Annotated in this window: 21 protein-coding genes; 16 read left to right on the top strand and 5 right to left on the bottom strand. The window is 43.5% G+C overall.

Annotated elements, in window-relative coordinates:
• Positions 1-218: 218 nt before the first annotated feature.
• The gene (gene carA, locus Q3W13_RS11380; protein ID WP_302863858.1) at positions 219-1,322 is read left to right on the top strand and encodes a glutamine-hydrolyzing carbamoyl-phosphate synthase small subunit; all 1,104 of its coding nucleotides are present in this window, start codon (positions 219-221) and stop codon (positions 1,320-1,322) included.
• 110 nt (positions 1,323-1,432) lie between these two features.
• Here carA and Q3W13_RS11375 read toward each other — a convergent pair whose 3' ends face one another.
• The 4 genes from Q3W13_RS11375 to Q3W13_RS11360 form a co-directional block, all read right to left on the bottom strand.
• Complete coding sequence (locus Q3W13_RS11375) at positions 1,433-2,602, bottom strand: acyltransferase (RefSeq protein ID WP_302863856.1); 1,170 nt, start codon at positions 2,600-2,602, stop codon at positions 1,433-1,435.
• Between the two features lie 91 nt (positions 2,603-2,693).
• A complete protein-coding gene (locus Q3W13_RS11370) occupies positions 2,694-3,335 on the bottom strand; it encodes a trimeric intracellular cation channel family protein (protein ID WP_302863853.1) in 642 nt (213 codons plus the stop codon).
• Positions 3,302-5,395, bottom strand: a complete 2,094-nt coding sequence (locus Q3W13_RS11365) for a hypothetical protein (protein WP_302863849.1) — start codon at positions 5,393-5,395, stop codon at positions 3,302-3,304. The genes Q3W13_RS11370 and Q3W13_RS11365 overlap by 34 nt, the downstream gene beginning before the upstream one ends.
• Before the next feature lie 372 nt (positions 5,396-5,767).
• On the bottom strand, positions 5,768-7,600 hold the full coding sequence (locus Q3W13_RS11360) for a DUF885 family protein (RefSeq protein ID WP_302863848.1): 1,833 nt from the start codon (positions 7,598-7,600) through the stop codon (positions 5,768-5,770).
• A 291-nt stretch (positions 7,601-7,891) separates the two neighbouring features.
• Between Q3W13_RS11360 and Q3W13_RS11355 the strand changes: the two genes are divergently transcribed.
• The 13 genes from Q3W13_RS11355 to Q3W13_RS11295 all read left to right on the top strand — a co-directional run bounded on the left by Q3W13_RS11355 (position 7,892) and on the right by Q3W13_RS11295 (position 20,841).
• The gene (locus Q3W13_RS11355; RefSeq protein ID WP_302863847.1) at positions 7,892-8,260 is read left to right on the top strand and encodes a chorismate mutase; all 369 of its coding nucleotides are present in this window, start codon (positions 7,892-7,894) and stop codon (positions 8,258-8,260) included.
• The gene (locus tag Q3W13_RS11350) at positions 8,253-8,672 is read left to right on the top strand and encodes a contact-dependent growth inhibition system immunity protein (RefSeq protein ID WP_302863846.1); all 420 of its coding nucleotides are present in this window, start codon (positions 8,253-8,255) and stop codon (positions 8,670-8,672) included. Before Q3W13_RS11355 ends, Q3W13_RS11350 begins: the two co-directional genes overlap by 8 nt.
• Before the next feature lie 37 nt (positions 8,673-8,709).
• Positions 8,710-9,576, top strand: a complete 867-nt coding sequence (locus Q3W13_RS11345; RefSeq protein WP_302863844.1) for a glycoside hydrolase family 16 protein — start codon at positions 8,710-8,712, stop codon at positions 9,574-9,576.
• A 197-nt stretch (positions 9,577-9,773) separates the two neighbouring features.
• Positions 9,774-12,377: a gliding motility-associated C-terminal domain-containing protein gene (locus Q3W13_RS11340; protein ID WP_302863841.1), complete on the top strand. Its 2,604-nt coding sequence runs from the start codon at positions 9,774-9,776 to the stop codon at positions 12,375-12,377.
• A gap of 445 nt (positions 12,378-12,822) precedes the next feature.
• Positions 12,823-13,344 carry a VOC family protein gene (locus tag Q3W13_RS11335; RefSeq protein ID WP_302863838.1) on the top strand — a complete coding sequence of 174 codons (522 nt, stop codon included), beginning with the start codon at positions 12,823-12,825 and terminating at the stop codon, positions 13,342-13,344.
• A gap of 135 nt (positions 13,345-13,479) precedes the next feature.
• The gene (locus tag Q3W13_RS11330) at positions 13,480-15,156 is read left to right on the top strand and encodes an ATP-binding protein (protein WP_302863836.1); all 1,677 of its coding nucleotides are present in this window, start codon (positions 13,480-13,482) and stop codon (positions 15,154-15,156) included.
• A gap of 158 nt (positions 15,157-15,314) precedes the next feature.
• Entirely contained in the window at positions 15,315-16,202 is an 888-nt protein-coding gene (locus tag Q3W13_RS11325; protein WP_302863833.1) for a helix-turn-helix transcriptional regulator, read from the top strand.
• Complete coding sequence (locus Q3W13_RS11320) at positions 16,195-16,599, top strand: DUF983 domain-containing protein (protein WP_302863831.1); 405 nt, start codon at positions 16,195-16,197, stop codon at positions 16,597-16,599. The genes Q3W13_RS11325 and Q3W13_RS11320 overlap by 8 nt, the downstream gene beginning before the upstream one ends.
• Before the next feature lie 167 nt (positions 16,600-16,766).
• Entirely contained in the window at positions 16,767-17,090 is a 324-nt protein-coding gene (locus tag Q3W13_RS11315; RefSeq protein WP_302863828.1) for a hypothetical protein, read from the top strand.
• Between the two features lie 250 nt (positions 17,091-17,340).
• On the top strand, positions 17,341-17,721 hold the full coding sequence (locus Q3W13_RS11310; RefSeq protein ID WP_302863826.1) for a BlaI/MecI/CopY family transcriptional regulator: 381 nt from the start codon (positions 17,341-17,343) through the stop codon (positions 17,719-17,721).
• A 4-nt stretch (positions 17,722-17,725) separates the two neighbouring features.
• The gene (locus tag Q3W13_RS11305; protein ID WP_302863824.1) at positions 17,726-19,330 is read left to right on the top strand and encodes a M56 family metallopeptidase; all 1,605 of its coding nucleotides are present in this window, start codon (positions 17,726-17,728) and stop codon (positions 19,328-19,330) included.
• A 225-nt stretch (positions 19,331-19,555) separates the two neighbouring features.
• Positions 19,556-20,458: a hypothetical protein gene (locus Q3W13_RS11300; protein WP_302863822.1), complete on the top strand. Its 903-nt coding sequence runs from the start codon at positions 19,556-19,558 to the stop codon at positions 20,456-20,458.
• A gap of 230 nt (positions 20,459-20,688) precedes the next feature.
• On the top strand, positions 20,689-20,841 hold the full coding sequence (locus Q3W13_RS11295; RefSeq protein WP_302863821.1) for a hypothetical protein: 153 nt from the start codon (positions 20,689-20,691) through the stop codon (positions 20,839-20,841).
• A gap of 494 nt (positions 20,842-21,335) precedes the next feature.
• On the opposite strand, the gene Q3W13_RS11290 is transcribed toward Q3W13_RS11295, so the two are convergent.
• Complete coding sequence (locus Q3W13_RS11290; protein WP_302863818.1) at positions 21,336-23,534, bottom strand: carbohydrate binding family 9 domain-containing protein; 2,199 nt, start codon at positions 23,532-23,534, stop codon at positions 21,336-21,338.
• Positions 23,535-23,723: 189 nt separating this feature from the next.
• On the opposite strand from Q3W13_RS11290, the gene Q3W13_RS11285 reads away from it, so the two are divergent.
• Together Q3W13_RS11285 and Q3W13_RS11280 are read left to right on the top strand one after the other, a co-directional pair.
• Positions 23,724-24,767 (top strand): sensor histidine kinase, encoded by a 1,044-nt coding sequence (locus Q3W13_RS11285; protein WP_302863817.1) that lies wholly within the window; start codon positions 23,724-23,726, stop codon positions 24,765-24,767.
• Positions 24,764-25,486, top strand: coding sequence for a LytTR family DNA-binding domain-containing protein (locus tag Q3W13_RS11280; RefSeq protein WP_302863815.1), 723 nt, complete (start codon positions 24,764-24,766; stop codon positions 25,484-25,486). The genes Q3W13_RS11285 and Q3W13_RS11280 overlap by 4 nt, the downstream gene beginning before the upstream one ends.
• The last annotated feature ends 13 nt before the right edge of the window (positions 25,487-25,499 follow it).

The raw sequence follows: 25,499 nt of genomic DNA, 5'->3' as shown, positions 1-25,499 counted from the left end.
TGATGGGACGAATTTCACTAATTATTTCGAATTACACGAATGCAAGTTTTTGCAGTTTCCGCGTTCAAAAAATCTGAAATACTAATTCCGAAATCCGAAATCTTTCCATACCTTTGCACGCGTGAATCCAGAAGTATCCTACTTCAATATTTCAGTCTGTTTTCACGGAGCGCTGCACCAGGCAAACCGGATTTTTAATCATTCAAAAATTTTAGCTAATGACTTATTTCACCAAATTACCTGCGGTATTATTACTGGCTGACGGAACTGTGTTTCATGGAAAAGCTGCCGGAAAAATGGGAACCACCACCGGAGAGATCTGCTTTAATACCGGAATGACCGGTTACCAGGAAATTTTTACAGACCCTTCGTACTTCGGGCAAATCATGGTTACAACAAATGCACACATTGGTAACTACGGCATTGCCAATGCCGAGGTTGAGTCTGAAAGGATACAGATTGCAGGTTTGGTTTGTAAAAACTACAACATAGCCTATAGCCGCAAACAGGCGGATGAGTCGATACAGGATTATTTCCAGGAAGAAAATATCGTCGGTATTTCTGATATTGATACACGTCAGCTGGTACGCCACATTCGTGACAAAGGCGCCATGAATGCCATTATCTCTTCAGAAATCCTGGATTTGGAAGAGTTGAAAGCAAGACTGGATGAAGTGCCTTCAATGGATGGCCTTGAGCTTTCGTCGAAAGTATCAACCACCGAAACTTATACCTTCGGAGATGAAAATGCTGCGTATCGTGTAGCGGTGCTCGACCTTGGTGTAAAGAAAAACATCCTTCGTAACTTTGATGACCGAGATGTTTATGCAAAGGTATTTCCGGCAAAGACAACTTTCGAAGAAATGGAAAAGGACTTTGCTCCAACCGGATATTTCATCTCCAACGGTCCCGGCGATCCTGCCGCTATGCCCTATGCAGTGGAAACTGTAAAGAAAGTATTAGCATCAGAAAAGCCAATGTTTGGTATTTGCCTCGGCCACCAGTTGCTGGCATTAGCTAATGATATCCCAACCATTAAAATGTTTAATGGACACCGCGGATTAAACCACCCGGTAAAAAACATTATCATCGATCACTGCGAGGTAACTTCGCAAAACCACGGTTTTGGTGTGGTGCCTGAGGCAGTTCGTGCTTCTGATAAAGTAGAAATTACCCACGTTAATCTTAACGACCAATCTATAGAGGGCATCAGGGTAAAAGGTAAAAAAGCATTCTCTGTACAATATCACCCGGAATCATCACCTGGTCCGCACGACAGCAGATATTTGTTCGACGATTTTATCAATTTGATGAAGAATTGATCTTCGGATGCTTGAATAATAAATAAAAAACTGGTTGCAGCCCCGGAAAAATAGCTTTCCGGGGCTGTTTTATGAAGCGATGCGGCATTATGTTGACAAGCCGTTACCTTTTAATTTTCGCTTAATACCGATACCGGCGCCTGAATTGATTTTGTGTTGTTTATATTCTGCAAGATCTTATTCCGTAAGCGCAAGGCCGGCTTTTCCACCAGATACCGCATTAGCAGGGCAGCAAGAACCGTTGTCGCAAAACAACAAATCATCATCATGCCGCTGTTTTTATCCATGCCTGTTTTTTCGAGTAATACCTGTGTTATGTGGATGACGATTTTATGTACCAGGTAAATGGAATAAGATAGGCTGGCAATAATCTTTGTTGTTTTTGATTTGAAGCGATAAAGGAAACTGCCGGGGCATACGGCGGCGGCAACTATAAAACCATAGCCCAGAGATACCAGGGTAAAGCCATATAACGTAGCATAATAACCTTCTTTGGGTATGCAAACAAAATATGCGCCGGTAAGCGTACCGATGCCGGTAAGCATTAATAAAGCGGTGTTCCGGTTGGCCCATTGCTTTACTTTTGGGTAAAAGGTAAATAATCCGACTATGCTTACGCCAACCAGCAGGCCATCGAGCCGGTTATAGGTGGGATAGTATACATACTTATTCCATAGCGGACGAAGGTTTTCATCGCCCATGCGGGGCGCTACCTGATAGTGCCAGCAAAGCAGGCGAACTACGAACCCCGTGGCAAATAATAAAATGATAAGTATCCAGGCTTTATTGAAAGCTTTAAAGCGGATAAACAACCAGAGGCATAAAGGCAACATCAGATAAAACTGCTCTTCAACGCAAAGCGACCAGGCATGGCTGAAAGCACTGTATTTCCGGAGGTCAAGGCCAAAGTTTAGCGTAAATGTAAGATATTTCCACGCCGGCGAAAGGTGGCCCCATTCTGTTAAAACAGGGAAACTGAAATATAAAATTAACACCAGAAGATAGGGAGGGATAATCCTGAAAAAGCGCTTGATAAAGAATTCCCTGAGCTGCAACGTTTTTTCTTTGGCAATGGTGGCAAACAGCCGACCTGAAATTAAAAATCCGCTTAATACAAAAAACAGATCTACACCCGTCCAACCAAAGCTGCCAGGCGCCACTTCCCAATCCGGATGACCGAAAAATTTATAATGAAAACAGACTACATATACAATAGCGAACGCACGGAGGTGGTCGAGCCCTAAAAGTTTATGGTTATCGGTACCGGTAGTATCAGCCATCAATTGTGATATGAAATCTGCCTGTAATTTATCACAATAATGGGGGAAGTTAAAATTATCCGAAGAAATTAGTTGATGCGGTTAACAGGTTTCAGGCGTCTATCTGTGGCAGGCTCCAGTTGCGTTTAACCGAGATGATCCGGATGCCGCAAATCAGCGTCACGGCAATTACCTTTACAACATTAGCATCTAAAATTTCGAGTAGTAGAAAATAAATTGCGCCGCCTATAATGCAGGCAGTAGCATAAATTTCCTTTTTATGAAACAATAAGGGTATCTCATTCAGTAATATATCGCGCACTACGCCGCCAAAGCATCCGGTAATAGTTCCCAGGGCTACACAAATCCCCGGATTTAAGCCTACGTTTATGCCTTTTTGTATACCAATAACAGTAAACAAACCTAACCCCAGGGCATCAAACAAAAACAAAGTAACCTTTAAGGGTTTGATATATTTTTTAAAGAGAATGGTAGCGACAACGGTACCAAGTATAATCAGCGGCGTTTGAAAGTCGCGCATCCAGGCTACCGGCGTATCGCCAATCAGTACATCCCTTATTGTCCCGCCGCCTATGGCCGTAACAAAGCCCATAATCAATACTCCGAAAACATCCAACCGCTTTTGCATGGCTGAAAAAGCGCCGGAAATAGCAAAGGCCACCGTTCCTGAAATTTCGATGATTGCAGAGATATTGACCATTAAACTTCTCCTTCCCGTTTTCTTAAAAACCATTCGAGACCAAGTAAGGCCAATATCAGCATAAATATCCACTTTACGTCGATAACATCGTGATAGCGCTTATCTTCATAAACCACCGTTTTGATATTCTCATTTTTGCGGATAAGGCTTGCCAGCTGGTTTACCTGGGATGGCTGCAGCATTTGGCCCCCGCTTTGTTTGGCGATGGTATTTAGCAGACGGTGATTGGCAGCACTCTGGCGGGATTCAAGGTTCAGCGGTTTAACGGTGAGCTGCCCGGTGGCAGTAAACTGCCTGTCGCCATTTTTTGTGGTAGCGGTATAGCTGTATTCGCCTATGGGTAGTGGGCCGGCATCCAGCTGGTAGCTTTTCTCATTACGGCTGAAAAGGAAACTGTAGTTTTTGCCAGCCTGGTTTTTTAACTCGATGTGAACATCGGGGGAATTTATTAATTCCAGGGCATCGTTATAAAGTTCGGCATTAATCAGTACGTTCTCACCCTCGTCAAATACATGTTTGGCAGTGTACACTATAAACCGCTGCCGGTTGGCATTGGCGGTGAGGTATTGCACGCCCTGACCAAAAATTTCTTCGAGCGTATGATGGTTGTTGTAGACCTGATATTCGGCTAGTTGCCAGCGCCATAAACCCTCACCGGTTAACACACCAATGCGTCGGCCAGCATCATCGGCAAATGACAATAACGGAAATGGGGTAGTCACGGTACCAATCCGCTGTTTCAGCAATACGTTACCCGGTTGCGGAACTGAGTAGCTGCCATACGGCGCCATTAACGGCGGCATGCCATTTATTTTTTTTCGTGATGAGTCTGATAAAGTGAAGGCGGTAAAGTCGGTCGTTGGTTGTGCAAATACTTCCTGCAGTTCCAGCCGGTTCGAGCTGATGCGGTTTACCTTTTGCTGATTGTTAAAATTTCCCAGTCCGGTTTGGCCTCCAATAAAATACCATAACGGTACCTTGCTTTTCACTACGTTTTGGATTGCGCCGTTACTGGCGGTAGTGAGCTGGTAAAGTATAACCAGATTGTAACCGGCTGAGTTAGCATCACCTATGTCTGATACCAAACTCGCCTTAACCTCATAATTTTTATTGGCTTCGATGGATTGCTTGATGACGCTTATATCAGGGTGCGGCGCTTCGTACAACAGTAAAATCTTTTGTTTGGCATCCAGCACATCTACGTAAATAGTTTCCGAGTTATTTTGGGCCGATATTTCATTTTTAACCGGCACTATGCTGATGTTGTATTTGCGCAGGCCTTTTTTACCGGCATTCAGCTTAATGGTAACCTGTTTTTGGAAATTATTTGAAGTTACGGGGATAGTTTGTTGGTTAACTTTATTGCCATCTTCCGTTACAATCAGGCTGAGGTTTTCGCCTTCACTTTGATATGCTTCCGTTAAAACTTCAACTTCAAAGTCATTGCCTAAAAAAGCGGTTTTGTTATAGTTGATATTAGCGATGAGCAGGTCGCGTTTGGCAACGGTATCACCCAAAGCGATAGTGTAAATGCTGTTTTTAAAGTTTTTGGCTTCGTATTGTGGGTCGCTGCCCTGGTTGTACAAACCATCGGAAGCTATTACCAATGCACCGATGTTCTGGTTAACGAAGCGGTCATTCAGTTGGTGCAGCGCCTGCGACATATTAGTCTGTTTGCCGTTAAAGGTTTTGCTTAAACCGGCAGCCAGGTCTTTGTCAAAATGAAATTCCTGCACATTGTATTGGTCGCCTAATTGTTGCTTCAGCTTGCCAAGGCCGTCTGCCCAATTTCCTTCCGGTGTAGTTTCACCCGGCGTTTTAAACAGCTTTATCGATTCTGAATTATCCTGCAATACCAATACCAGTGGCATTTGCGGGTTATAGCTTACCGATTTTATTAATGGCGACACCAGCAACAAAGCGATAATGGTTACTACAGCTGCGCGACCGGCAAATAAAAGATACCTGAATTTATCAGAAAGGCCAACCGGTTGCCGGTATAAGAGCCAGGCATACAGCGTGCCCAATAACAGGCAGGCTGGCGTCCACCATCCCGAAACCGTTCCCCAGGTAATTGAAAATAAAAGCAGCATATCTGTTATGCCAAATATGCTGCTTTTATTTTTAAGATTTTAAACCAGGAGGATTTGAAAGGTAAAATGTTTGAGAGCAGAGAGAACAGTTGCTGGGAATGGTCATTCCGGAGATTTAAAGAGAAACTGAAGAGAAGGTTTTTAATACTAATTTTCCCTTCGGGAAATACTTAAATATGAAATAACCTGATTTTTAGTGACTTGTGTGTTAACTAATCAGAAAATGGCTGATAGTGAGTATGTTACAGGGTGTTCGGAGTGTTCCGCAGAAAAACGGAACACCCCTAATGTGTATTGGTCTGAAAGTCAGTTTGTTATTTTTCAATTTGCGTTCCTTTTAGAAAAGGAACGCAAATTGAAACCTTTAGGCTTTTACTTTTTGTCTTTCACCTGCTTTTCACTTCCAAAATCATAGAATTTCCATTGCGTAGTAAAGTCGCGGGTTAATGCCTGGTTTGTCAGCGTAGCGCGAACCATTTCGATAGGCATGGTATTTTCCTTCATTATCGCATCATGGAACTGTTTATAGGTCATCTTGCCGCCGTCGACCAGCTCATGTTTCAGGCTCATCAGCTGCAGACCGCCGGTTAAGTAGGCTACCTGGTAAAGCGGACTGTAGCCTCCCTGGAATGAACGCCGCACCTCGCCTTCGGCGTTAGCGCGCTCATGGCCCACTCTGTCGACTAAAAAGTCGATGCATTGCTGAGGCGTCCAGTTGCCCAGGTGATAATTGAGCGAGAATATAATGCGTGCACAACGATGCATACGCCAGAACATCATGCCTATGCGTTCCTCGGGTGTTTTAGCAAAACCCTGTTGGTAAAGCAGCAATTCCCAATAAAGCGACCATCCTTCTATCCAGAATGGTGTATAAAACATGCCGCGGTAGCTTTTGTAGCGGCTGTTCATAAAATATTGCAGGTTGTGGCCGGGTATCAGCTCATGCTGTACCGTGCCGCGGCTGAAATATGGATTATTACCGCGCATGCTCATCAGTTTGTCGGCCTCGTTCATGGTATTGGTAGGGTAGGAAATAATAATCTCGCTGCCACCTAAAAAGAAAGGATTAACCAGTTGCTGTTTCGGCGTCATCATCGTCATGCCCCATGTTTCCTCGGCAAGCGGCGGGATGGTGATCAGATCTCGTTCTTTAATGAACGATAGGGCATCGTTATACAACTTCAGTATGGCTTCGGGCTGGTGGCCTGCCGGAACGTAGCTGTTCTTCACTTTTTCCAAAGCCTTGTGCCAGTCATTGCCGAAACCAAGCTCCTGGCTGGCTTTCAGCATTTCTGCATCGCAATAAGCAAACTCCTTATTGGCGAGCTTTATTAATTCCTCGGGAGTATACGGAATCATTTCCGCTTTCAACTGGCGCACCAGTTCGTCATGCCCGATGGGAACGCCCTGGATACCGCTGCTGTCGGGCTTTTGAGTAGTGTTGATTTTACCTTTGCTGATAATAAGCTCCGCATAGCCGTTTAAAGCAGAATCGAGTAATTTATAAGGCTTTGGTACCCACCAGGTAAAATTAGGGTCGTAGCCATCGTAAAAATCGTAAAAGCTTTTCAGTCTGCTTTTCAAACCAAGGACAGCTGCTTTTCCCTTCCGCGCCAGCGGCATATCCAGCGATTTTAAAGCTGAGAAGGATGTTTTTGAGGTATTAACCTCTTTTAAAATATTAGCCAGCTGCAAGGCAATTTCCTGTCCATCTACAGTAATGCCGCGGCGGCGCTTTTTTTCCAGTTGATAAATTTCACCCGCAAAAGGAATGTAGGCAGCAATTTTGTTGTATTCGTCATCATCCAGCTTTATGGCGCCAAGCTCATACACAATTTGCTTTTTCAGCAATGTGTAGTCTACCTTGCCGTAGATGCTCATGTTGTCAAAATCAGTTTGTTTCAGTTTTTCCAGGTAATCATTGCAGATATCTGTCAGTCTTTTGCGTTCTTCGGGAGAAGTTTGCACCGATTGATTATTATAGCCATCGATAGAAGTATAAGGCGAATAAAAATCGCGGATGGCGTTGATATCCTGACCGTACTGGATAATCAGGCCGGATACCTCGCTGGCCTGCTCATAAAGTGACGATTTTGGCGAAGTGGTCTGTGCAGACAGGCTGTTTGCCGAAGCTAAAAGGATTAAACCAAGTAGGGCCGGTTTTACTAATTTATTAAAAAATGAACGCTTGTAATTGTTGAGCATAGTTGCTGGATTAAGATTTGCCGGTTGAAATATAAAATATTTTACCACTGGATAAAAATAGCAAGACAACAAGCCCGGTATTAACTATAAATTGACAGGTTGTAGCTGATTATTAGCCGGCAAGGATTTATATGTGTGTTTTATCTCCCGACAGACATGAAGCATCAGGTCTTTACTGTAACTGGAATTAGTTTGTTTGCAGAACTGCAGAGATGACAATGAGCCGCGTTTCTTTGACATCGTTAAGTCGATATTTATTCTCAAATTAGCGATTAGTTCTAAATAAACATTATGAATATCAATCAATCTATATTCCTGGCAGCGTTTTGTTTAATTAGTTTAAGCACCGTAAACGCCCAAACCAGGCCCATCAATACAAAAGCCGATTTTGATGCCGCGCGGACTAAAATTGATTCGCTGGATAAGCAAATGATAAAAACCATTGGTGAGCGCCAGCGTATTGTTCGGGAAATTGGTGTTTATAAAGCCAAAAACCACATTGCCCCCTTGCAGCCCGCCAGGTTTAAGCAGGTTGTTGATAAGGCCAAAGAAAATGGCAAAGCGGAAGGCCTTTCGCCAGAGCTTATTGAAACGTTAATGAACGCTATTCATACGGAAAGCCTTAAATTGGAAGAACCGGCGGCAGTGCATAATGAGTAAGCAAACTGATCAGATAAAACTTGAACACAACTGGCGCTATAAAACGATAGAGCAGTTGGAGAACGACGCATGGCCGGCCTTAAACGGTGGAGAAAGCCGGCTCGTAAAGAGATGCTATACGTTAAGAAAAAAGGTGTTGAATGACTTTTCTGTGGAGGATTTAAGGATAACGATAGCGCAGGGTATAGGTTTGGATTATTTGGTCTCACTTGCGATTGAAGTATTAAGCGGTAATCTGCTTGCTGAAGGCGACTTATATGAGGGCGATCTTTTGAAAAGCGTATTAAGTTTAGATTCTGAATTTTGGGTAACGCGCAAGAAATACTGGATTGAAATTAAGGAATTGATTGCCGGAAAGCAAAATGAACTTGCTGATCTTAAAATTAACACTGCAAATTTTGAGTTAATATGATAAATCCTATTTTTATACAACCAACTAAAACCAATAAATGAAATTATACTATCTAACAGCTTTAGCAGTACTCCTTACGCTTTCGGCATCGGCTCAAAAAAGACAATCGAAAAAAGCCGATACCGTTTTTTTCGATGACTTTAACGAAAAGTCGCTCGATCGCAGCAAATGGAATGTAGAAGTTACTGGCACAACCGTTAACGACGAACAGCAGGCTTATGTGGACTCTTCTGCGACATTATACCTGCTTAAAAATGCAAAAGCCGAAGGGGCAAGGCATGGCGCCCTGGTAATCAGGCCGGTTTATAAAAAAGGATACACGAGCAAACAGAAAAAGACATATGATTTTCTGTCCGGCAGGATAAACACCCAACATAAGATGCAATTTACCTATGGTACGGCCACGGCCCGCATGAAAATTGCAGCAGGTGAAGGCTTGTGGCCTGCGTTTTGGGCCTTGGGTAACGGCAACTGGCCCGATTGCGGCGAAATAGACGTTATGGAGACCGTAGGCGATAAAAGCTGGACAAGCAATGCCCTTCACGGCCCCGGCTATTTCGGTAACACACCGCTGACTTACCGGGCTTTCTTTCCGGCTGGTACAGATGTTACCAAGTGGCATGAGTATTCTGTAGATTGGACGCATGATAGCATTGTTTTTAAAGTGGACGGTAAAGTTACTTATACTGTTACCCGTGCAATGGTTGAAAAATATGGCCGTTGGGCTTTTGATAACCCAAAGTTTCTTATCCTTAACTTTGCATTAGGCGGCGGTTATCCCCATGGCGTCAACAAAGTTGAGAAGCCTTATTTCGGAATCCCGGAAGCCACTGTGAATAAAATAAAAGCCGGGCAGGCTAAAGTTTTGGTGGATTGGGTGCTGGTAACCAAGCCGGGTAAATAGCCGCCGTGCAGCATATAAGGGAGCCGGTTTTGAGTGATATTTTCTGGTATTTAAGTTAATCACTATCTTTAAAATATCAATTCAAAAAACTTATAATATCCTTAATAATTATTGGTAATCAGGTTCAGTAGCATCCAGTAAACGTATTGTTTCCTTAAATATGTTTTATTGTTGTTGCGGTATGTGAATGGTAGTATATGAGCGGTAGCAGGTCCGTAGCTGTTTTTGTAGCGGCTTTTGTATTTTGCGCAGTCGCCGGCTTTTGTGCGCATGCCGGCCGGGACGCCCATATGCGGAAAAGCATTGTCCCTCCGGTTACTATTATTAAGGTTAGCTTAAACAGGTCTCAGCAAAATAAGGCGCTTGCTGCCGGATTAACATTAGATAAAAAAAGCGGTGTGATAACGGGGACACCGACGCAAGCCCGAAATATAACTCCTTCTGCTGTGACGGCTTATAATGCAGGGGGAAGAAGTCCTTTTGCTTCTGAAGTTTCTATGCGGCTTCAAAACTCACCCGGCACGCCTCCGCACATAGCATACGATAGTCCACAAACTTATTATGTCAACCAGGATATCATACCGCTTCCACCAAAATCAACCGGTAGTGAAATCCCTGCGTTAGAATTTGGTTTAATAGTTACGTACAGTGGTTCCGGGAATCCAGGTTATAAAGAAGGCGGACCAACATCGGCAACGTACAGGCAGCCGGTTGGCGTAGCCTTGGACGCGTCGGGGAATATGTACGTAGCGGATTACCTGAATAACGTAATCAGGAAGGTCGACCCTGCGGGCGCTTCGTCAACACTTGCCGGCAGCGGACAAGGAACTTTCTCAGATGGCAGAGGCGTCAACGCCAGCTTTTATAAACCTAGTAGCATCGCAATAAATGCATCGGGCGATCTATATGTTGCCGACTCATACAATAACAGGATACGTAAAATAACACCAGATGGTACTGTCACTACCTTTGCCGGCAGCGGCGTAGCCGGCCGCGCAAACGGCACAGGCATTGCGGCAAGTTTTAACATGCCCGCAGGTATAGCGGTGGATGCGGCGGGATATTTATATATAGCAGATTCCGGCAATAATCTGATCCGCAAAATATCCCCGTTAGGAGAGGTGAGTACACTGGCAGGCAGCGGTTCTCCGGGAAATAATAATGGCAGCACCATTAATGCCGCATTTAATAATCCTGAAAATTTAGCGGTAGATGCCAATGGCAATGTTTATGTAACCGATATGGATAATAACCTCATCCGTAAAATTACATCTGCAGGTGACGTTACCACTTACGCCGGTAATGGTTCGGCGGGAGGACAGGATGGTGCGGCACTCTCGGCAAGCTTCAATAAGCCCAGTGGAATAGTTGTAGACGATATAGGCGATTTATTTATATCCGATTTCGCCGGGAACCTTATTCGCATGATAGATCCTTCAGGGGAGGTTATCACTTTTGCGGGCGATGGTACATCAAACGGCCTTAACAATACAGGTACCGCAGCCAGCTTTAATGGTCCGCGGGGATTAGCGCTTGATGCGGACAGAAAATTATACATTGCCGACTCATTCGATAACGAAATACGGACTGCTATAACAGTGGGCTATCGTATCGGTAAACCGCTCCCGTCGGGAATGATATTCAGTAACTCTACAGGTATTATCAGCGGCAAGCCCAATGTATTATCGCCTTTAACGAATTATCCGGTTATAGGCTATAATATTTACGGCAGCAGTAAGACCAGCGTGGATATAAAAGTCGTGAATACACAAACCATAGCTTTTAGCCCTATACCGCCGAAAATGTTTTGCGATAAGGATTTCGATCCGGGCGCCACCAGTAACTCGCCAATTACCTATACCAGCAGCGATGAAAGTGTGGCTGAAATTGTTGATAATAAAGTACATATTGTTAATGCCGGCACGGTGATAATCACGGCGTCTGACGGAGTGTCTACCTTTCAGCAGGCACTAACCATAGCCGCAGCAGTTGTGCCATCGCTCACTATAACCCCGTTAACCGTGGATGATTGTGCTGGAAATACAGTAACCTACAAAGCCACGCCGGTAAACGGCGGGGACAGTCCGCACTTTCAATGGCTGGTTGACGGCCTGCCTGCCGGGAGTGACAGCCCCGTTTTTGCTACAAACAGTTTGGCCAATAACGATAAGATAACTTGCGTGCTAACCAGCAGCGCTTGTGCGGTAAGCCCTACAGCAACATCTAACGAAGCGGTATTTGTGCTGGATCCGCCGGTTATAACTTCAGTAACTATTACCTCGTCATTAACAGTGCCTGTTTGTGCGGGTACTGAAATTAGTTTTACAGCAGCATCGTCGATGCCGGATATTGCCATTACTTATCAATGGCAGGTTAACGGGAATAATGTAGGTAATAACCGCGCCACGTTTACCACAAAAACATTGGCCGACGGCGATGTAGTTGCCTGTGTAGTTACGAGCGATGGTAAGTGCCTTGTGACTCCATCCAGCACATCGAACAAAATAGTGGTACATTTTAATCCGGTAAATCAGTGTGTAATCAACATTCCTAATACATTTACACCCAACGGTGATGGCATAAACGACCTTTGGAATATAACCGCGCTGGACTATTATCCGGAGTGTTCGCTTAATATTTACAGCCGTTACGGTTCACTGGTTTACAAGTCCATAGGCTACGGCAAGCCATGGGATGGTACCTCCCGCGGCCGCAGGTTACCCGCGGGGACTTACTATTATATACTTGATTTAAAGGACGGAAAAAAACCGTTGTCAGGCTCAGTTACTATTCTGGAATAGAGCGGCGTATCCCTTGATTAAAGTAATATCCGCCTTTTTTATAGGCTACAGATCATTTTTCCAAAAAACCGGGTGAAAAACGAGAAATATAGCAACTTCTTTTGGCAGGTTTCGTAATAAGCTGATATGAGGGGATATGTAAACATACCGGGAACAATTTACTGCAAATTGTGCAAAGAGTGCGGGGCCCGGCCAGTGATAGCCAAGGTGGGGGACATTGGTTATGTAGTTAAATGTTCAAAAAGCGACAGTCATTACCAAACCATGCCTGGCTTAATAGACATGGACGATTGGAACCGCCATAATACCATTACATCTGCATCAATTGATTTTAACCGGAGCCCGTTAATGGCCTGGTAATTCCGGCCTGCCACCACTTCCTGGGTTAATTGCTGATGCCTGGATAAATTAAATAGCCGTGATGTATAAACGACATTTATTTTCTATGTTTAGTACCTTAAATAACCTGGATATGAATTTTTCGTTTACACAAACCCTCAGAAACTTGATTAAAACTATTGTTCTGGCGTTACTCTTCGCAGTAGCAAGGCCCGAATCAGGCAATGCGCAAAACACCAACAATAATGGACAGCCCGTTTTTAACCATGCTGCCCTGTGCGCGAAAAACCTCAAAAAAACAGCCGACTTCTATCGTAACGTACTGCAGCTTAAACAAATAAATCATCCGTTCAATGATACCGTACATGTATGGCTGAAGATAGGCGAGGGGCTGGCTTTGCACATTATACAAGGTGATTGCTCAACAAACGTTCATGATATCGGCATTCACTTGTGCTTTGCGGTGCCTAATCTTGATGCTTTCATCAAGCATCTCGACGGCATGAACGTATCTTACACCAACTGGACCCGTGAACCGAAGAAAATACAACTAAGGGCCGATGGCGTGCGGCAGATCTATCTTCAGGATCCTGACGGTTTCTGGATAGAAGTGAACGACGCCAAATAAGGCGCTTAAAATAATTTGATAGATATATTGATGAGGGTGATTAAAAAGATAAAGCTATTTGTTGGGTTTGACGAACCTTCCTTAACATTAGAAAACAAGCTGTTTAATTCTGTCTGTTTATTTCTGTGTTTGGACATGCTGACGGGGATTGTCACTAACCTGTTGCTTGGCTTTACCATTAACCTGATACTTGTTGAGGTTTTTATTTGCGCGATGTGTGCTTATGCGTTTTATCGGAGCAGATACGTTCGCTACACCGAAAATATGGCGATAGGCTATATAACAGGTGGTATTTTGCTATTAATACCTGGTTGGTTTTACAACGGCGGCATTGAAGGTTCTACACCCGAGGTGGGCATTTTTATGATCGTCCTCATCACTATGCTGTTAAACCGACGGTATCATTTCTATTTTATCGGGTTATTGATAGCTGTGTTTTATCTGTGCTACACGCTCGAGAAGTATTACCCGCAATGGGTTGCCCTGCCGGCAGGTAAAGCCGAAAAGGAAGCAGATATAATAACATCAACCATAATTAATGTGCTGTTGGTTGGTTTGTTGGTCAGCTTTTTGAAACGGAGCCATGCAAAAGATAAGAACTCATTAATCGCAAAGAGCGAAGAACTCCTCTCGTCGCAGCTGGCGTTATCCCAGGCGAAAGACAGGGCCGAGGACGCAACAATAGCCAAGTCTAACTTCCTGGCAAACATGAGCCATGAGATCCGCACCCCGCTTAATGGTATAATCGGCACAGCACAGCTACTGTCGCTGTCAAATCTCAATGCAGAGCAGCGGGAGTTACTGCAAACGCTGCAATCTAGTAGTAACCTGCTGATAAATATCATCAGTGATATCCTCGATCTTTCAAAAATTGAAGCCGATAAATTGGTCATCCAGCCCAAAGTGACAAATATCCGAAATAGTATAAAAACAGTACTTGAAATATGCCGTCCTGCAATATCTGTTCCCGGTAAGGCCATCTGCCTTGATTATAATATAGATAAGGGCCTTGCTGAGTACCTGAAAATGGATGATGGCCGTGTGCAGCAGATACTGGTGAATCTGATAGGTAATGCCATTAAATTTACGGATGAGGGTTCAGTAATATTAAATGTTTCGGCTAAGAAACTGGAAGACAACACGCAACAAGTAACCTTTAGCGTAAAAGATACAGGCATCGGTATCAGCGGGGAGGCCTTGTCGCAACTGTTTAAACCATTTACACAAGTAAATACTACGGCTCTTCGCAAATACGGCGGCACCGGCCTTGGTCTTTCAATTTGTAAAAAGCTCGTCGAGCTGATGAATGGCAAAATTTGGGCCGAAAGTAAAGAAAATGAGGGTTCGGTATTTAGTTTTAGCCTGCCCCTGCCGGTGGCGACCGTAACCGCAAAAACTGTTGAACAGCCTGATAAACCGGCAGAACACCAACACCGGCCGTTGAGCATTTTATTGGCAGAAGATAACAAGATGAACCAATTGATCGCCGGAAAAACCTTTAAAAAGATTGGCTACGATATTGATATAGCCGACAACGGCCGTATGGCGATAGAAATGGCCGAAGAGAAGAATTACGACCTTATATTTATGGACATCCAAATGCCCGAGATGGATGGCCTGCAGGCTGCAGAATATTTGCTGAAAAAATACCGGGATATTTGCCCGCCGATTATTGCGATGACAGCAAATGTATTAAGTGAGGACGAAGAAAAATGCCGCGCCGCAGGGATGTGCGATTTCATCAGCAAGCCATTTACTATTGACCGCCTGGAGGACGTTATTTATAAATGGTCGTTGGTTAACAGCCACTAGGCGACGGTACTAATATCGAGTTTCATTTCTCATAATGCGGATGCCAGCCTCGGCGGTTAGCGTACTCAACGTTAACAATTAACACAATCCATAAAAAGTACCATTAAAACAAAATATAGTACCATAATTAATGGTGGTTTTGTGCATAAATTTGTACCATGTTACAAAGCACACCGGTTTATGATATCTGCACACTGTCTGATTTCAGGCAGGATGATATACTGGTAAGCCGCTTTGCCCCTTACCTGGAGCACCACAAGAACTTGTACGCTGCCCATCGCCATACATTTTATCATGTGGTGTTTTTTACTGCGGGCGGCGGTAATCATACAGTGGATTTTGAAAATTTTGAAGTTAAGCCTGATCAGATTTATTTTATGATACCCGGTCAGGTCCATTCCTGGGCTTTTGAGGGTTTTACAGATGGCTATATTATCAATTTTTCGGAATCATTTTTCCAATCGTTTCTACTGGATGCAAATTATTGTGGGAAGTTTTCATTTTTCAGCGGCGACGCAAATGATGCAGTGATCAATTTGCCGGGCAAAATGGCAGCGAAAGTCAGGTTTCTTTTTGAGGATATTATAAAGGAATGGGAGACTTCGCCCGCACAAACCACCGATTTAATGCGGGTTTTAATATTGCAATTGTTTATACAGGTAAACCGTTTTAACGGCGGCGGGATAAACAAGGCGCCGGCATCATACAATCAAACATTGTTAAAAAACTTCCGTAAACTGATAGAAACTCATTATAAAACCCTTAAACTGCCAAAAGATTACGCAGCGCTGCTTTATATTACTCCAAACCATTTAAACGCCGTTTGTAAAGATCTTATTGGGCAGCAGTCGGGCGAGTTAATCAGAAATCGCGTAGTTCTGGAAATTAAAAGATTGCTAACCAGCCCACAGCTTACTATAACCGAAATAGCATCAGATCTCAATTTTAGCGACAACTCTTATTTTACCAAGTTTTTTAAGAAGACCGAAGGCTTGACGCCGGAGGAATTCAGAAAAAATATCTTAACACAAAATCATCATGAATAATCAGGAAATAAGGCTGGCTGCATGGCCAGCTATAGTTCACGGAAAATGCCCCCGGTGCCGCCGGGGTAATATGTTCGCCACACCGATGTATCATTTCGGTTCGCAGGTAATGAACAAAACGTGTCCGCATTGCGGAATGGTTTTTGAGCGGGAACCGGGCTATTTTTATGTGGCTATGCTGGTGAGCTACGCCATGTTCGTAGCAGAAATGGTTAGTATGGCTGTTGCTATCCGTACCTTAACCGGCAGCAGTAACCCATGGCTGTACGTAGGTATTATATTAACCGTTGGCGTAATTTTATCTCCCTTCAATTTCAGGTATTCCCGAATAATACTGTTACACTGGCTTACGCCTGGGTTACACTACCAGCCGGAAACAAGTAGCGATAAAAAGTAAGAATCAAGGGCCGGGCAGCAAAAAGCAACGGACTGCGATTTCAAGTTCTGGCTCCTGATTTATCTGACGACTTAATTATCATTTCAACATCATTTAATAAGAATTGATTCGCCCGTTTCATGACATTTTCATAATTGCGGCCTACTTTGGCATAAATTATTGATGATATGAACAGTGTGGCCCTAACAAACTGGACATCCTTTAGCAATATACTATACATTGGCGACGAAGCCCATGCCTGCATAAAGATGATCGAAAAGTTTAACGCTAAGCTTGATGAAATCGAGCATATTTATTCGGCATGGTTTTACCGTCGCGGCGGAAAAAACAACTTCGCAAATCATGACAGGCTTCAGCATCATATTCAATACCATTTTGAAGGAGGCATTGCCGCTTTTAAGTTTAAAAATGATGATCTTCCGGCAGTTATCCGGGCTGAATGTTTGAGCGCCTGCCGCGAACTTGTGGCAGGGCAGATGCACATAGCATAATCCCCTTTCCCTGATTAATATAAAATTTTAAGCGCGTTGTTCTGTAAATGCTACATAGAACAGCGCGCTTTTTTTTCGGCTTTGTATCGCCCACTGTGTGTGCCCTAATCACTCTGCGTGATATTTAACAGGTGTGCAACATAACACCCCAATTTTAAGTCTTGTTAAAAAAGATTAGAAATTTAACATAATACTTGCAACGTACGTTTTTAATACATACCTTTGGTTTGTTATGTTATTTAAAAAGGATATGAAGGCAGAAACAGTACCGACAAAAACCGAAATGGATGTGCTGCAGGTGCTTTGGCAGTATGGTCCGTCGACCGTACGTTTTGTACACGATAAGCTGAATGAGCAAAAGGAAATTGTACAATATACATCCACGTTGAAGCTGATGCAGGTGATGAAGGAGAAAGGGATGCTGAACCGCGATGAAACCAATATGAAGCACGTTTACAGCCCTGCCGTTGCCGAGCAAACAGTTAAAGGCAACCTGCTCGGCCGTTTTGTCGATTCGATGTACAATGGTTCGCCAAGCGATTTGATGATGGCACTTTTAGATAATGATAAAACATCTGCGGCCGAATTGCAGAAGATAAAGGAAATGCTGAACAAATTGGATAAAAAATAGGCACATGATGCACCTGGTTTCAATAAACAGCGCACTTAGCAACGTAATAACCGCTTTCAGCTGGATGCTTATTCATTCACTTTGGCAGGGCTTATTTTTGGCGATAGTTGCGGGCGCGGTTCTGATACTTGCAAAAAAATCAAGTGCGGTATACAGGTATAACCTTATGCTGTTATTGTTCCTGTTGTTTATTTTAGGCAGTGGCTTAACTTTCATTTATGAGCTGCAAAGCACTTCAGCCAGCACAGTCAACGCAACAGCACCGGGCGCCGATGCCCAAACTCAATCTTTATTTTTTGATGTTCATACGGCAAAGCAGTTTATTAACTCCTTTACCAGCTATTTTTCGGCTAATGCACCTTTAATAATGATGTGTTGGTTTATGATTTTTCTGTTCAAAAGCATCAGGATGATATCATCCCTTGCTTACAATCAGCGTATCCGCAACCACCAGGTGTATGAACCGGGTAGGTTTTGGATTGATAGGGTGACCGAATTTTCAGGAAAGTTAGGTATTTCTAAAACAGTAAAGCTGCTGCAATCTGGTTATGTTAAAGTTCCTGTGGTTGTAGGCCATTTAAAGCCGGTTATTCTTATGCCCGTGGGCTTAATGTCTGGTTTGCCAGTCGCCCAGGTTGAGGCAATTTTACTGCACGAACTGGCGCATATAAAGCGCAATGATTATTTTATCAATTTTTTACAGCATGTAGCTGAGGCGATATTTTTCTTTAATCCAGGCTTGCTGTGGGTGTCAACTGTATTGAAGGAAGAACGTGAAAACTGTTGTGACGATGTAGCCCTTCAGCAAACCAATGACAAGATTGGTTTTGTACAGGCTCTCATCAGCTTTAAAGAACACCAGTTGTACGGTGGCGGTTATGCTACAGCTTTCCCCGGTAAAAAGAATTACCTGATGCGCAGGGTAACAAGGATATTAAGCAATGATAATAGGCTTTTCGGTCGTAGTGAAAAAGTGTTTTTTATTATTAGCGCTTTATTATTCGGTATGGTCGTTACGACAGCGGCTGTCGCCCGGATAAAGGAATATTCCGTCGTATCTGTGAAGAAAGAGGCGGCGACGGTAAAGACCACGAAGCCTTCAGCTATATTAATGGTGAGTAAGGCAAAAACCAGCAAAAAACAACACAAACTGATTGCTCGGCCCAAAGCTTTAAGCAACATCACGGCAGATAAGCTTAAAGAAAGACAGGATGTTGTTAACCTGCAACTAAGCCGCCGACAACTAGCCAATGCTTTAACAAATGTTGCAAAGCTCCAAAATAATGATCTAACGGCGGAAGCTGAACAGCAGCGTAAACAGCTTGATGCAGCTGTAGTACAGGCTGAACGTAGCAAGATGCAAGCAGATCTTGACAGGCAGCAAAGCGTGCGCGACCGGGCGCAGGCAGAAAAGGACAGGCAGCAGGCCGAACTTGACAGACAGCAAGCCGAACGGGATAGGATACAGGCCGAAAAAGACCGCCATCAGGCTCAACTTGACCGTGTGCAGGCAGAAAAGGACAGGCAACAGGCGGAGAAGGACCGTGCCCAGGCCGAAATAGAAAGACTGCACCGTAGTGCCAAGAGCCTCGCCGGTGCGCAGGAGTAAGCGTTAACATTTAGTCTTTAGTCCAGGGGCTAAAATCAGGGATTAGATGAAGTAGGGATTACGAATTTTAAAAATACCGCCTTAACTATAATGCAGCACGCGCACCTGCAATATGGAACCAGGCCGCTATTATAAATCAACCAAAACAGGCAATTTTTTAATCAGCTGCAAATGCGGGGTGATATGCTATTGCCTGAATTTTTTAAATCTTAAACAAAAAAGACAATGAAAACTAAAATTTTGAAACACAGCGTGCTCGGGATAGCAGCGTTAGTATGGGGTATTACTGCTCAGGCGCAGGAACGTTCATCATCAGGTAGTGCTAAGAAAAGTCAAAGCATGCATACAAACTACAGCAGTCAGACCAATGATAATAACGGCAATGAAGTGCAAAGAATAGATACAGAAATAGACGGTAAGGAGTTCAAAATAAAACTGGTTAATGATAAGATAGCAAGTTTATATGTGGACGACGAAAAAATAGCCCCTGCAGATTATGGAAAATATGAAGTTCAGATAACAAAAATACGGGCGCAAATAAAGGCAGACAGGATACAGGCTGAAAAAGACCGCCATCAGGCTGAACTTGACAGGCAGCAAGCCGAACGCGACCGCGAGCAGGCCGGCCTCGACAGACAGCAAGCGGAGCGTGACCGTGCTCAGGCTGAAAGGGACCGCCATCAAGCGGATATAGAAAGAGGCCGGGGAGACATGGATAAGCTGCAGGCAGAAAAGGACCGTCGGCAAGCGGAGTTGGACAGGGTCCAGGCAGAGAAGGATCGTCACCAGGCTGACCTGGACCGCGAGCAAGCAGGCCGGGACAGGATACAGGCGGAAAAGGACCGAGCCCAGGCCGAAATTGACCGTAAACATGCAGAGGAAGACCGTAAGCTAATGAAACAGCTTATCAGTGATTTAGTTAGTGATAAAATAATACCTAACGATGACGCTTTGCATAATTTAACTTTAAACGGTGACGAGATGACCGTTAATGGTAAAAAACAACCGGACGCCGTATTTAATAAATACAAAGAAAAATACAAACGCTTTGCCGGCGGCGATTTCTCTTATGAGAACAGCTACAACGGTAAAAACCATCACACAGGCATCCGCATGAGCCGCAATTAAGCTGATCGGCAGATAATTATTATTTAGGTTTGTTAAATATTAAAATAACGGGGAATACCGCAATTGAAGCGGCGTTCCCTTTATTTTTTTATAGATATTTTAATCCTTTTTAAACTATTTTAATCAAACATGTAACCTTATCAAATTATACGCCGTAGAAGAGCACATAATTTGATAAATTATTTTACTGATAAATTAATTGATTACTAACGATCTAATTCACCCGAATCATGGAACACAAATTAAACACCCTGAAAACCGATTTACACAACGTTTTTGTTGAAGGCAATGCCAATTCATTGCAAATGGCACGCGTATTTATCATGATAGCTTTACCGGTTATAACAGTATTTATCGTCGGTGCACGTCACATCATTTACTAATCAACCAGAATAAATTAAACACTGCTGTTATACAGCGCTTATATTATATGCTGGTACCGGTCGTTCCCGGTGCATTATACCGTATAGGGTAAGCAAAATAATACCGGCAATAAATATTATAATAGTTGCAACGCAAAAGGCGGTTGTTGGAAAATTAAAAAAGGAAGGAATATAAAAAGCAAAACAGCTGCTATACCATAACAACTGTTTGCTCCCTAATTAACCAACTAACCGTTTATAAACTATTACTATTTCTTAAACCGCGCCTTCCGTATCGCTTAAATTTTTATTAATTTAAGGATGGAGTGATTAAGCATAGCCTAATACTGACACAGGCAGGGCCGGAATAATAATAGCAGTTTAAAACCGGTTGCTGTAAAATATTGCACCACTGCATTATCTTACTTCAAAAGTAAGTACCGCTTAGCCACATGTCTTGCGGATTTTTACTGAATTTACGTACGTAGTTTTACGCAATGTTGGCCCGCAATTTATCATAACTGATGGATGTAGGTAAGTTTTAAAATGCCGTTTTGTTGATTTTGCGGTATGCCAAAGGGGGTATGATAATGATTATCGAGATTATTATACACCAGGTAGATAAACGACAAAGGTTTATATTCCCACGAGAGCCGCGCATTTAATGAGCCATTACGTGCATCGGTATTATACTGGTAAAAACCCGATATCAACAATTTGGGATTGGCCGCAAGGCGCAACCCTGGCGCCAGCAGATGGGTTGTGAGGGATGCGGATGTTGTACCGGTATTTTTAAAATCGTTGCGCGTGTAGGCGACAACAAATTCCGCATGCGGGTTTGGAGCAGCACGGAGCGATATATAATAGCTATTTAAGTTTCCACTATAATATTTACCCGTGCTTAAGCGTGCTTCGGCGCTAAAAGGAGCACCCAGGTTGGTATATCCGTAAAGTTCATACCGGTTAAAATGATAGTTCCCCGCTGCTATGTTGATATTGCGCACAGGTGAAAAGTCTTCGGTCAAATATTCCGACGATGATGTAATGTTAATGCTTACTTGTGCAAGGTTGTTGAATATCAGCATAAAAGGCGTAAGTGTCACATTTGCTTCCTGCAGGGCGCCTGTCGACGCCTCGTTATAAATGTCGGCACTCAGCTGGGCATAATAAAACGCGACATTTTTCGGAAACCAGTCTTTATGAATAGTTACAGAAACGTTTGGCTGCGTATTGATAAAATTATCTCTAGCCACATATCCGGTTTGTGCTTGATATCCTTTAGATACTACCGTTTCAAACCAGTCAAGTCCGAACACGTTCGTGCCATAATTTATCTCGCTGAAAAACGCTGAGCCTTTTTGATGAGTCAGCGTATTTCCTGAAATGGATCCCATACCCCTGATAAACAAGGGTTGATTGACCCGCCAGAATGCATCCAATGCGCCAACGGGGTTTAAATAAGATGCCTGTTGCGGCCCTGCAAGGTTTTCCCGGAGAACGGCCATTCCGCCCAAAACAAAGTTTTTACTGATATTTCTTTTATAGCGCAGTACGCTGAATAGCGCGCCGTTTTCTGCACTGTCTCCACCTTGTTTCATAATCAATAAACCCGAAGACTGTTTTCCGTCCTGGTGAATAAGTCTTAGCCCGCCATTAATAGCAAGCGGGTTGCCACCATCACTCAATCCTATCCTGCGGCTGAAGAACGGCTGAATAATGCCATTTTTCCCGATTGAAAATAAACTGGAGTTCTCCAGGAAGAACTGTCTTTTTTCAGGGAAAAAAACGCTCGACCGCGTGAGGTTGATTACCTGCACATCAGCATCAGCTTGAGCAAAATCGGTGTTGATGGTTCCCTCGAGTAAGGTATTGGTATTAATGGCATATTTAAGTTCGCCGCCTGCCTGAACTTTATATTTTGCAGGGGTATTACTTGCCGATTTGCTGTTCACAAGTGTATAGGGTTCAAAGCGCATGTCTATCTTTCCTGCGGGGGGATTTAGTTTGGTTACAATTCCGGCATACTCCATCCTCGACTCATTAAAAGCCATAGGCCATGCCGACCATCCGCTCAGCTCACCAAACTGACGTATGTTCCTGACAAAATTGATGCTCCACTCTGTTGAATTTTTTGGGTACCGGAAGGTTGAAAAAGGGATGGCGATCTCTGTTATCCAGGAGTGTTCCTGTATCCGGCTGGCTGCTTTCCACACAGCATCCCATTTATAATCGTAGCTGCCGTCGGCATAATGCATAATATCCATTTGAGTGCCATAGGGGGTAACGCAAAAGGCCATAACCGGTAACCGCGGGTCTTTAAATGGATCCACCAGCACTTCAAAAAGCTCATTGTCACTAAAGCCGAAGTCGCGCCGCATGTTCTGCACTTGTATCTTTTTCTTTCCGGGCGGAAAATCACATTTTACAAAAAGATAAATGTTGCTGTTATCATACAATAGCCTCACCTTAGTGTCATAGGTAGCCCTGGCGCCCTGCTTTGGATAAGCTACGGTAAAGTGACCGGCCGTGTCGGCATGCTGCCAGGAAGCTTCGTTATCCCTGCCATCTATGGTTATTTTTTCGCTGGTAAATTCAGCTTTTATATGCGGTCTTTTCGCTTCAGGCAGGGGCGGGAATATTTGTTGTGCGGACGTAGTAATATATGTCCCTGACAAGAAAAGTAGCACTAAAAACGTCTTGAATAAAGTTTTCATGACTCAAATAAATAGAGCATAAAACTTATATTTCGCTAATTTAGACGACTGCGACGGTTGCTGCCGCCGACAGCACTTTAACCCCTGTAAGTTCGATTCACGGCATTTTTGAGACTTTTAACGGTAAGCAAACGCCCATTCGTCGAAAAGACACGGCATGCAGGAAATTTATTATTCATTTTTGCAGTAATGGCAAAAAAGGTTAGCTATAAAACGGTATTACGGCACGTGCTTTTCTGGATGGTATACATCGTATATCAAGCGGTGCATCAGGGCTGGAACGATGGCGATACGTTTAATTTTTCTATTGGCCACGAGTTTATTTCTGACGTTCCTGTCGCTATCTTACTGGCCTATCTTAACCTGTATGGGCTGATGCCGGCCTTTTTTTACAAGCAAAAATATACTTTGTACGTTATCGCTTTTGCATTGCTGCTGCTTTTTGGCGGATTGATGGAGCGTTTCGCCGGTTGGTACATTTGGATGCCATGGGATAAAGTTCATTATCCGGAGGTTTATAAAAGCGAGAATAAGAATTTCTGGATACCGGTAAAGATAGCCCGGAATGCTGTCGAAGATTTTTCCGTTATCATCATTACAATGGTTATTAAGCTGATGCGAAATTCTTATCAGCATGAAAAGAAACTTCGTGAAATAGAGCAGGAGAAGTTCTCAGCCGAAATGGGCCTGCTAAAGGCACAAATAAACCCGCACTTTTTCTTCAACACGCTGAACAGTTTGTACGCTCTTACGCTAAAAGGCTCAGAACAGGCGTCGAAGGTGGTGCTCCGTTTGTCTGACCTGATGCATTATATGTTGTATGACGCGAGCGCGAATAAAGTTTTGTTAAAAGACGAAATAAAGTACCTGGAAAACTACATTGGCATAGAACAAATGCGCTTTGCCGACAGGCTGGAGTTATCATTCCAGTACTCCGGGGAAATAGCCGGAAAAATGATTGCACCGCTGCTGTTGCTTCCGTTTATTGAAAACGCGTTTAAACATGGCATTGGCGATAATTCAGGGTGGATAACCATCGATATTAAAGTAACCGGCAGTAAACTGTTTTTAAAGGTGGGAAACAGTTGTAGCGCCCCCGTTAAAGTCAATAGCACTGGTTTGGGTCTTCGAAACGTTAGGCGCCGGCTGGAGCTTTCTTACCCTGGCGCCTACGAGTTGCATATGGCCAACAATGGTGATTTTTTTGAAGTAGATTTAAAGGTAGACTTATGAACAACATCGATTGTATTATAGCTGATGATGAGGCGTTGGCGCGGGAAGTTATAGAAAGCCATGTAAGAAAAATTGAGCGCCTGAATATTGTGGCTACCTGTAATAATGGTGCAGCTGTATTTAATGCATTGAAAGTTTATAAACCCAGCCTGCTTTTCCTGGACATACAAATGCCGCACATTACCGGCATAGAATTACTGCGAACACTCAAGAATCCGCCGGCAGTTATCATTACTACCGCCTACCGCGAATATGCGATTGAGGGCTATGAGCTTAATGTTATCGATTACCTGTTGAAGCCTATTTCATTCGAGCGTTTCTTAAGAGCTATCGAGAAATATGAAATGTGGGTTGAGCCGGGTAAAAAGGAGGTGGCTGAGACGTATAAAGAGTACGCTAAAGCCACCGATGAGGCTTTTATCTACATCAAATCAAACAAAAAAATGATCAGGGTGCTGTTGGCCGATGTTTTATATATCGAGGGCTTAAAAGACTATGTCAAGATACATACATCTGCTCAGGGTTATATCACCTATCAAACACTTACTTATTTCGATGAAAAATTACCAGCCGACGGCTTCCTGCGGGTGCATCGGTCATACATTGTGTCTACCCGGCATATCAATGCATATACAATAACCCATATTGAAATTGGTGAGCACAATATACCCATCGGCAATACCTACACGCGCGAAGTGCAGGCTAAGCTAGGACGGTAAATACCAATAAAGT

It is taken from the genome of Mucilaginibacter sp. L3T2-6 (assembly GCF_030519355.1).
GTDB lineage: Bacteria > Bacteroidota > Bacteroidia > Sphingobacteriales > Sphingobacteriaceae > Mucilaginibacter.
Note: the sequence above shows the minus strand (reverse complement) of the source record. Positions and strands in the feature narration are given on the sequence as shown.

What these genes read in the sequence shown, in the direction of transcription:
- carA (WP_302863858.1), top strand. Translation starts at nt 219, where the DNA reads ATGACTTATTTCACCAAATTACCTGCGGTATTATTACTGGCTGACGGA.
- Q3W13_RS11375 (WP_302863856.1), bottom strand. Translation starts at nt 2,602, where the DNA reads ATGGCTGATACTACCGGTACCGATAACCATAAACTTTTAGGGCTCGAC.
- Q3W13_RS11370 (WP_302863853.1), bottom strand. Translation starts at nt 3,335, where the DNA reads ATGGTTTTTAAGAAAACGGGAAGGAGAAGTTTAATGGTCAATATCTCT.
- Q3W13_RS11365 (WP_302863849.1), bottom strand. Translation starts at nt 5,395, where the DNA reads ATGCTGCTTTTATTTTCAATTACCTGGGGAACGGTTTCGGGATGGTGG.
- Q3W13_RS11360 (WP_302863848.1), bottom strand. Translation starts at nt 7,600, where the DNA reads ATGCTCAACAATTACAAGCGTTCATTTTTTAATAAATTAGTAAAACCG.
- Q3W13_RS11355 (WP_302863847.1), top strand. Translation starts at nt 7,892, where the DNA reads ATGAATATCAATCAATCTATATTCCTGGCAGCGTTTTGTTTAATTAGT.
- Q3W13_RS11350 (WP_302863846.1), top strand. Translation starts at nt 8,253, where the DNA reads ATGAGTAAGCAAACTGATCAGATAAAACTTGAACACAACTGGCGCTAT.
- Q3W13_RS11345 (WP_302863844.1), top strand. Translation starts at nt 8,710, where the DNA reads ATGAAATTATACTATCTAACAGCTTTAGCAGTACTCCTTACGCTTTCG.
- Q3W13_RS11340 (WP_302863841.1), top strand. Translation starts at nt 9,774, where the DNA reads ATGAGCGGTAGCAGGTCCGTAGCTGTTTTTGTAGCGGCTTTTGTATTT.
- Q3W13_RS11335 (WP_302863838.1), top strand. Translation starts at nt 12,823, where the DNA reads ATGTTTAGTACCTTAAATAACCTGGATATGAATTTTTCGTTTACACAA.
- Q3W13_RS11330 (WP_302863836.1), top strand. Translation starts at nt 13,480, where the DNA reads ATGCTGACGGGGATTGTCACTAACCTGTTGCTTGGCTTTACCATTAAC.
- Q3W13_RS11325 (WP_302863833.1), top strand. Translation starts at nt 15,315, where the DNA reads ATGTTACAAAGCACACCGGTTTATGATATCTGCACACTGTCTGATTTC.
- Q3W13_RS11320 (WP_302863831.1), top strand. Translation starts at nt 16,195, where the DNA reads ATGAATAATCAGGAAATAAGGCTGGCTGCATGGCCAGCTATAGTTCAC.
- Q3W13_RS11315 (WP_302863828.1), top strand. Translation starts at nt 16,767, where the DNA reads ATGAACAGTGTGGCCCTAACAAACTGGACATCCTTTAGCAATATACTA.
- Q3W13_RS11310 (WP_302863826.1), top strand. Translation starts at nt 17,341, where the DNA reads ATGAAGGCAGAAACAGTACCGACAAAAACCGAAATGGATGTGCTGCAG.
- Q3W13_RS11305 (WP_302863824.1), top strand. Translation starts at nt 17,726, where the DNA reads ATGATGCACCTGGTTTCAATAAACAGCGCACTTAGCAACGTAATAACC.
- Q3W13_RS11300 (WP_302863822.1), top strand. Translation starts at nt 19,556, where the DNA reads ATGAAAACTAAAATTTTGAAACACAGCGTGCTCGGGATAGCAGCGTTA.
- Q3W13_RS11295 (WP_302863821.1), top strand. Translation starts at nt 20,689, where the DNA reads ATGGAACACAAATTAAACACCCTGAAAACCGATTTACACAACGTTTTT.
- Q3W13_RS11290 (WP_302863818.1), bottom strand. Translation starts at nt 23,534, where the DNA reads ATGAAAACTTTATTCAAGACGTTTTTAGTGCTACTTTTCTTGTCAGGG.
- Q3W13_RS11285 (WP_302863817.1), top strand. Translation starts at nt 23,724, where the DNA reads ATGGCAAAAAAGGTTAGCTATAAAACGGTATTACGGCACGTGCTTTTC.
- Q3W13_RS11280 (WP_302863815.1), top strand. Translation starts at nt 24,764, where the DNA reads ATGAACAACATCGATTGTATTATAGCTGATGATGAGGCGTTGGCGCGG.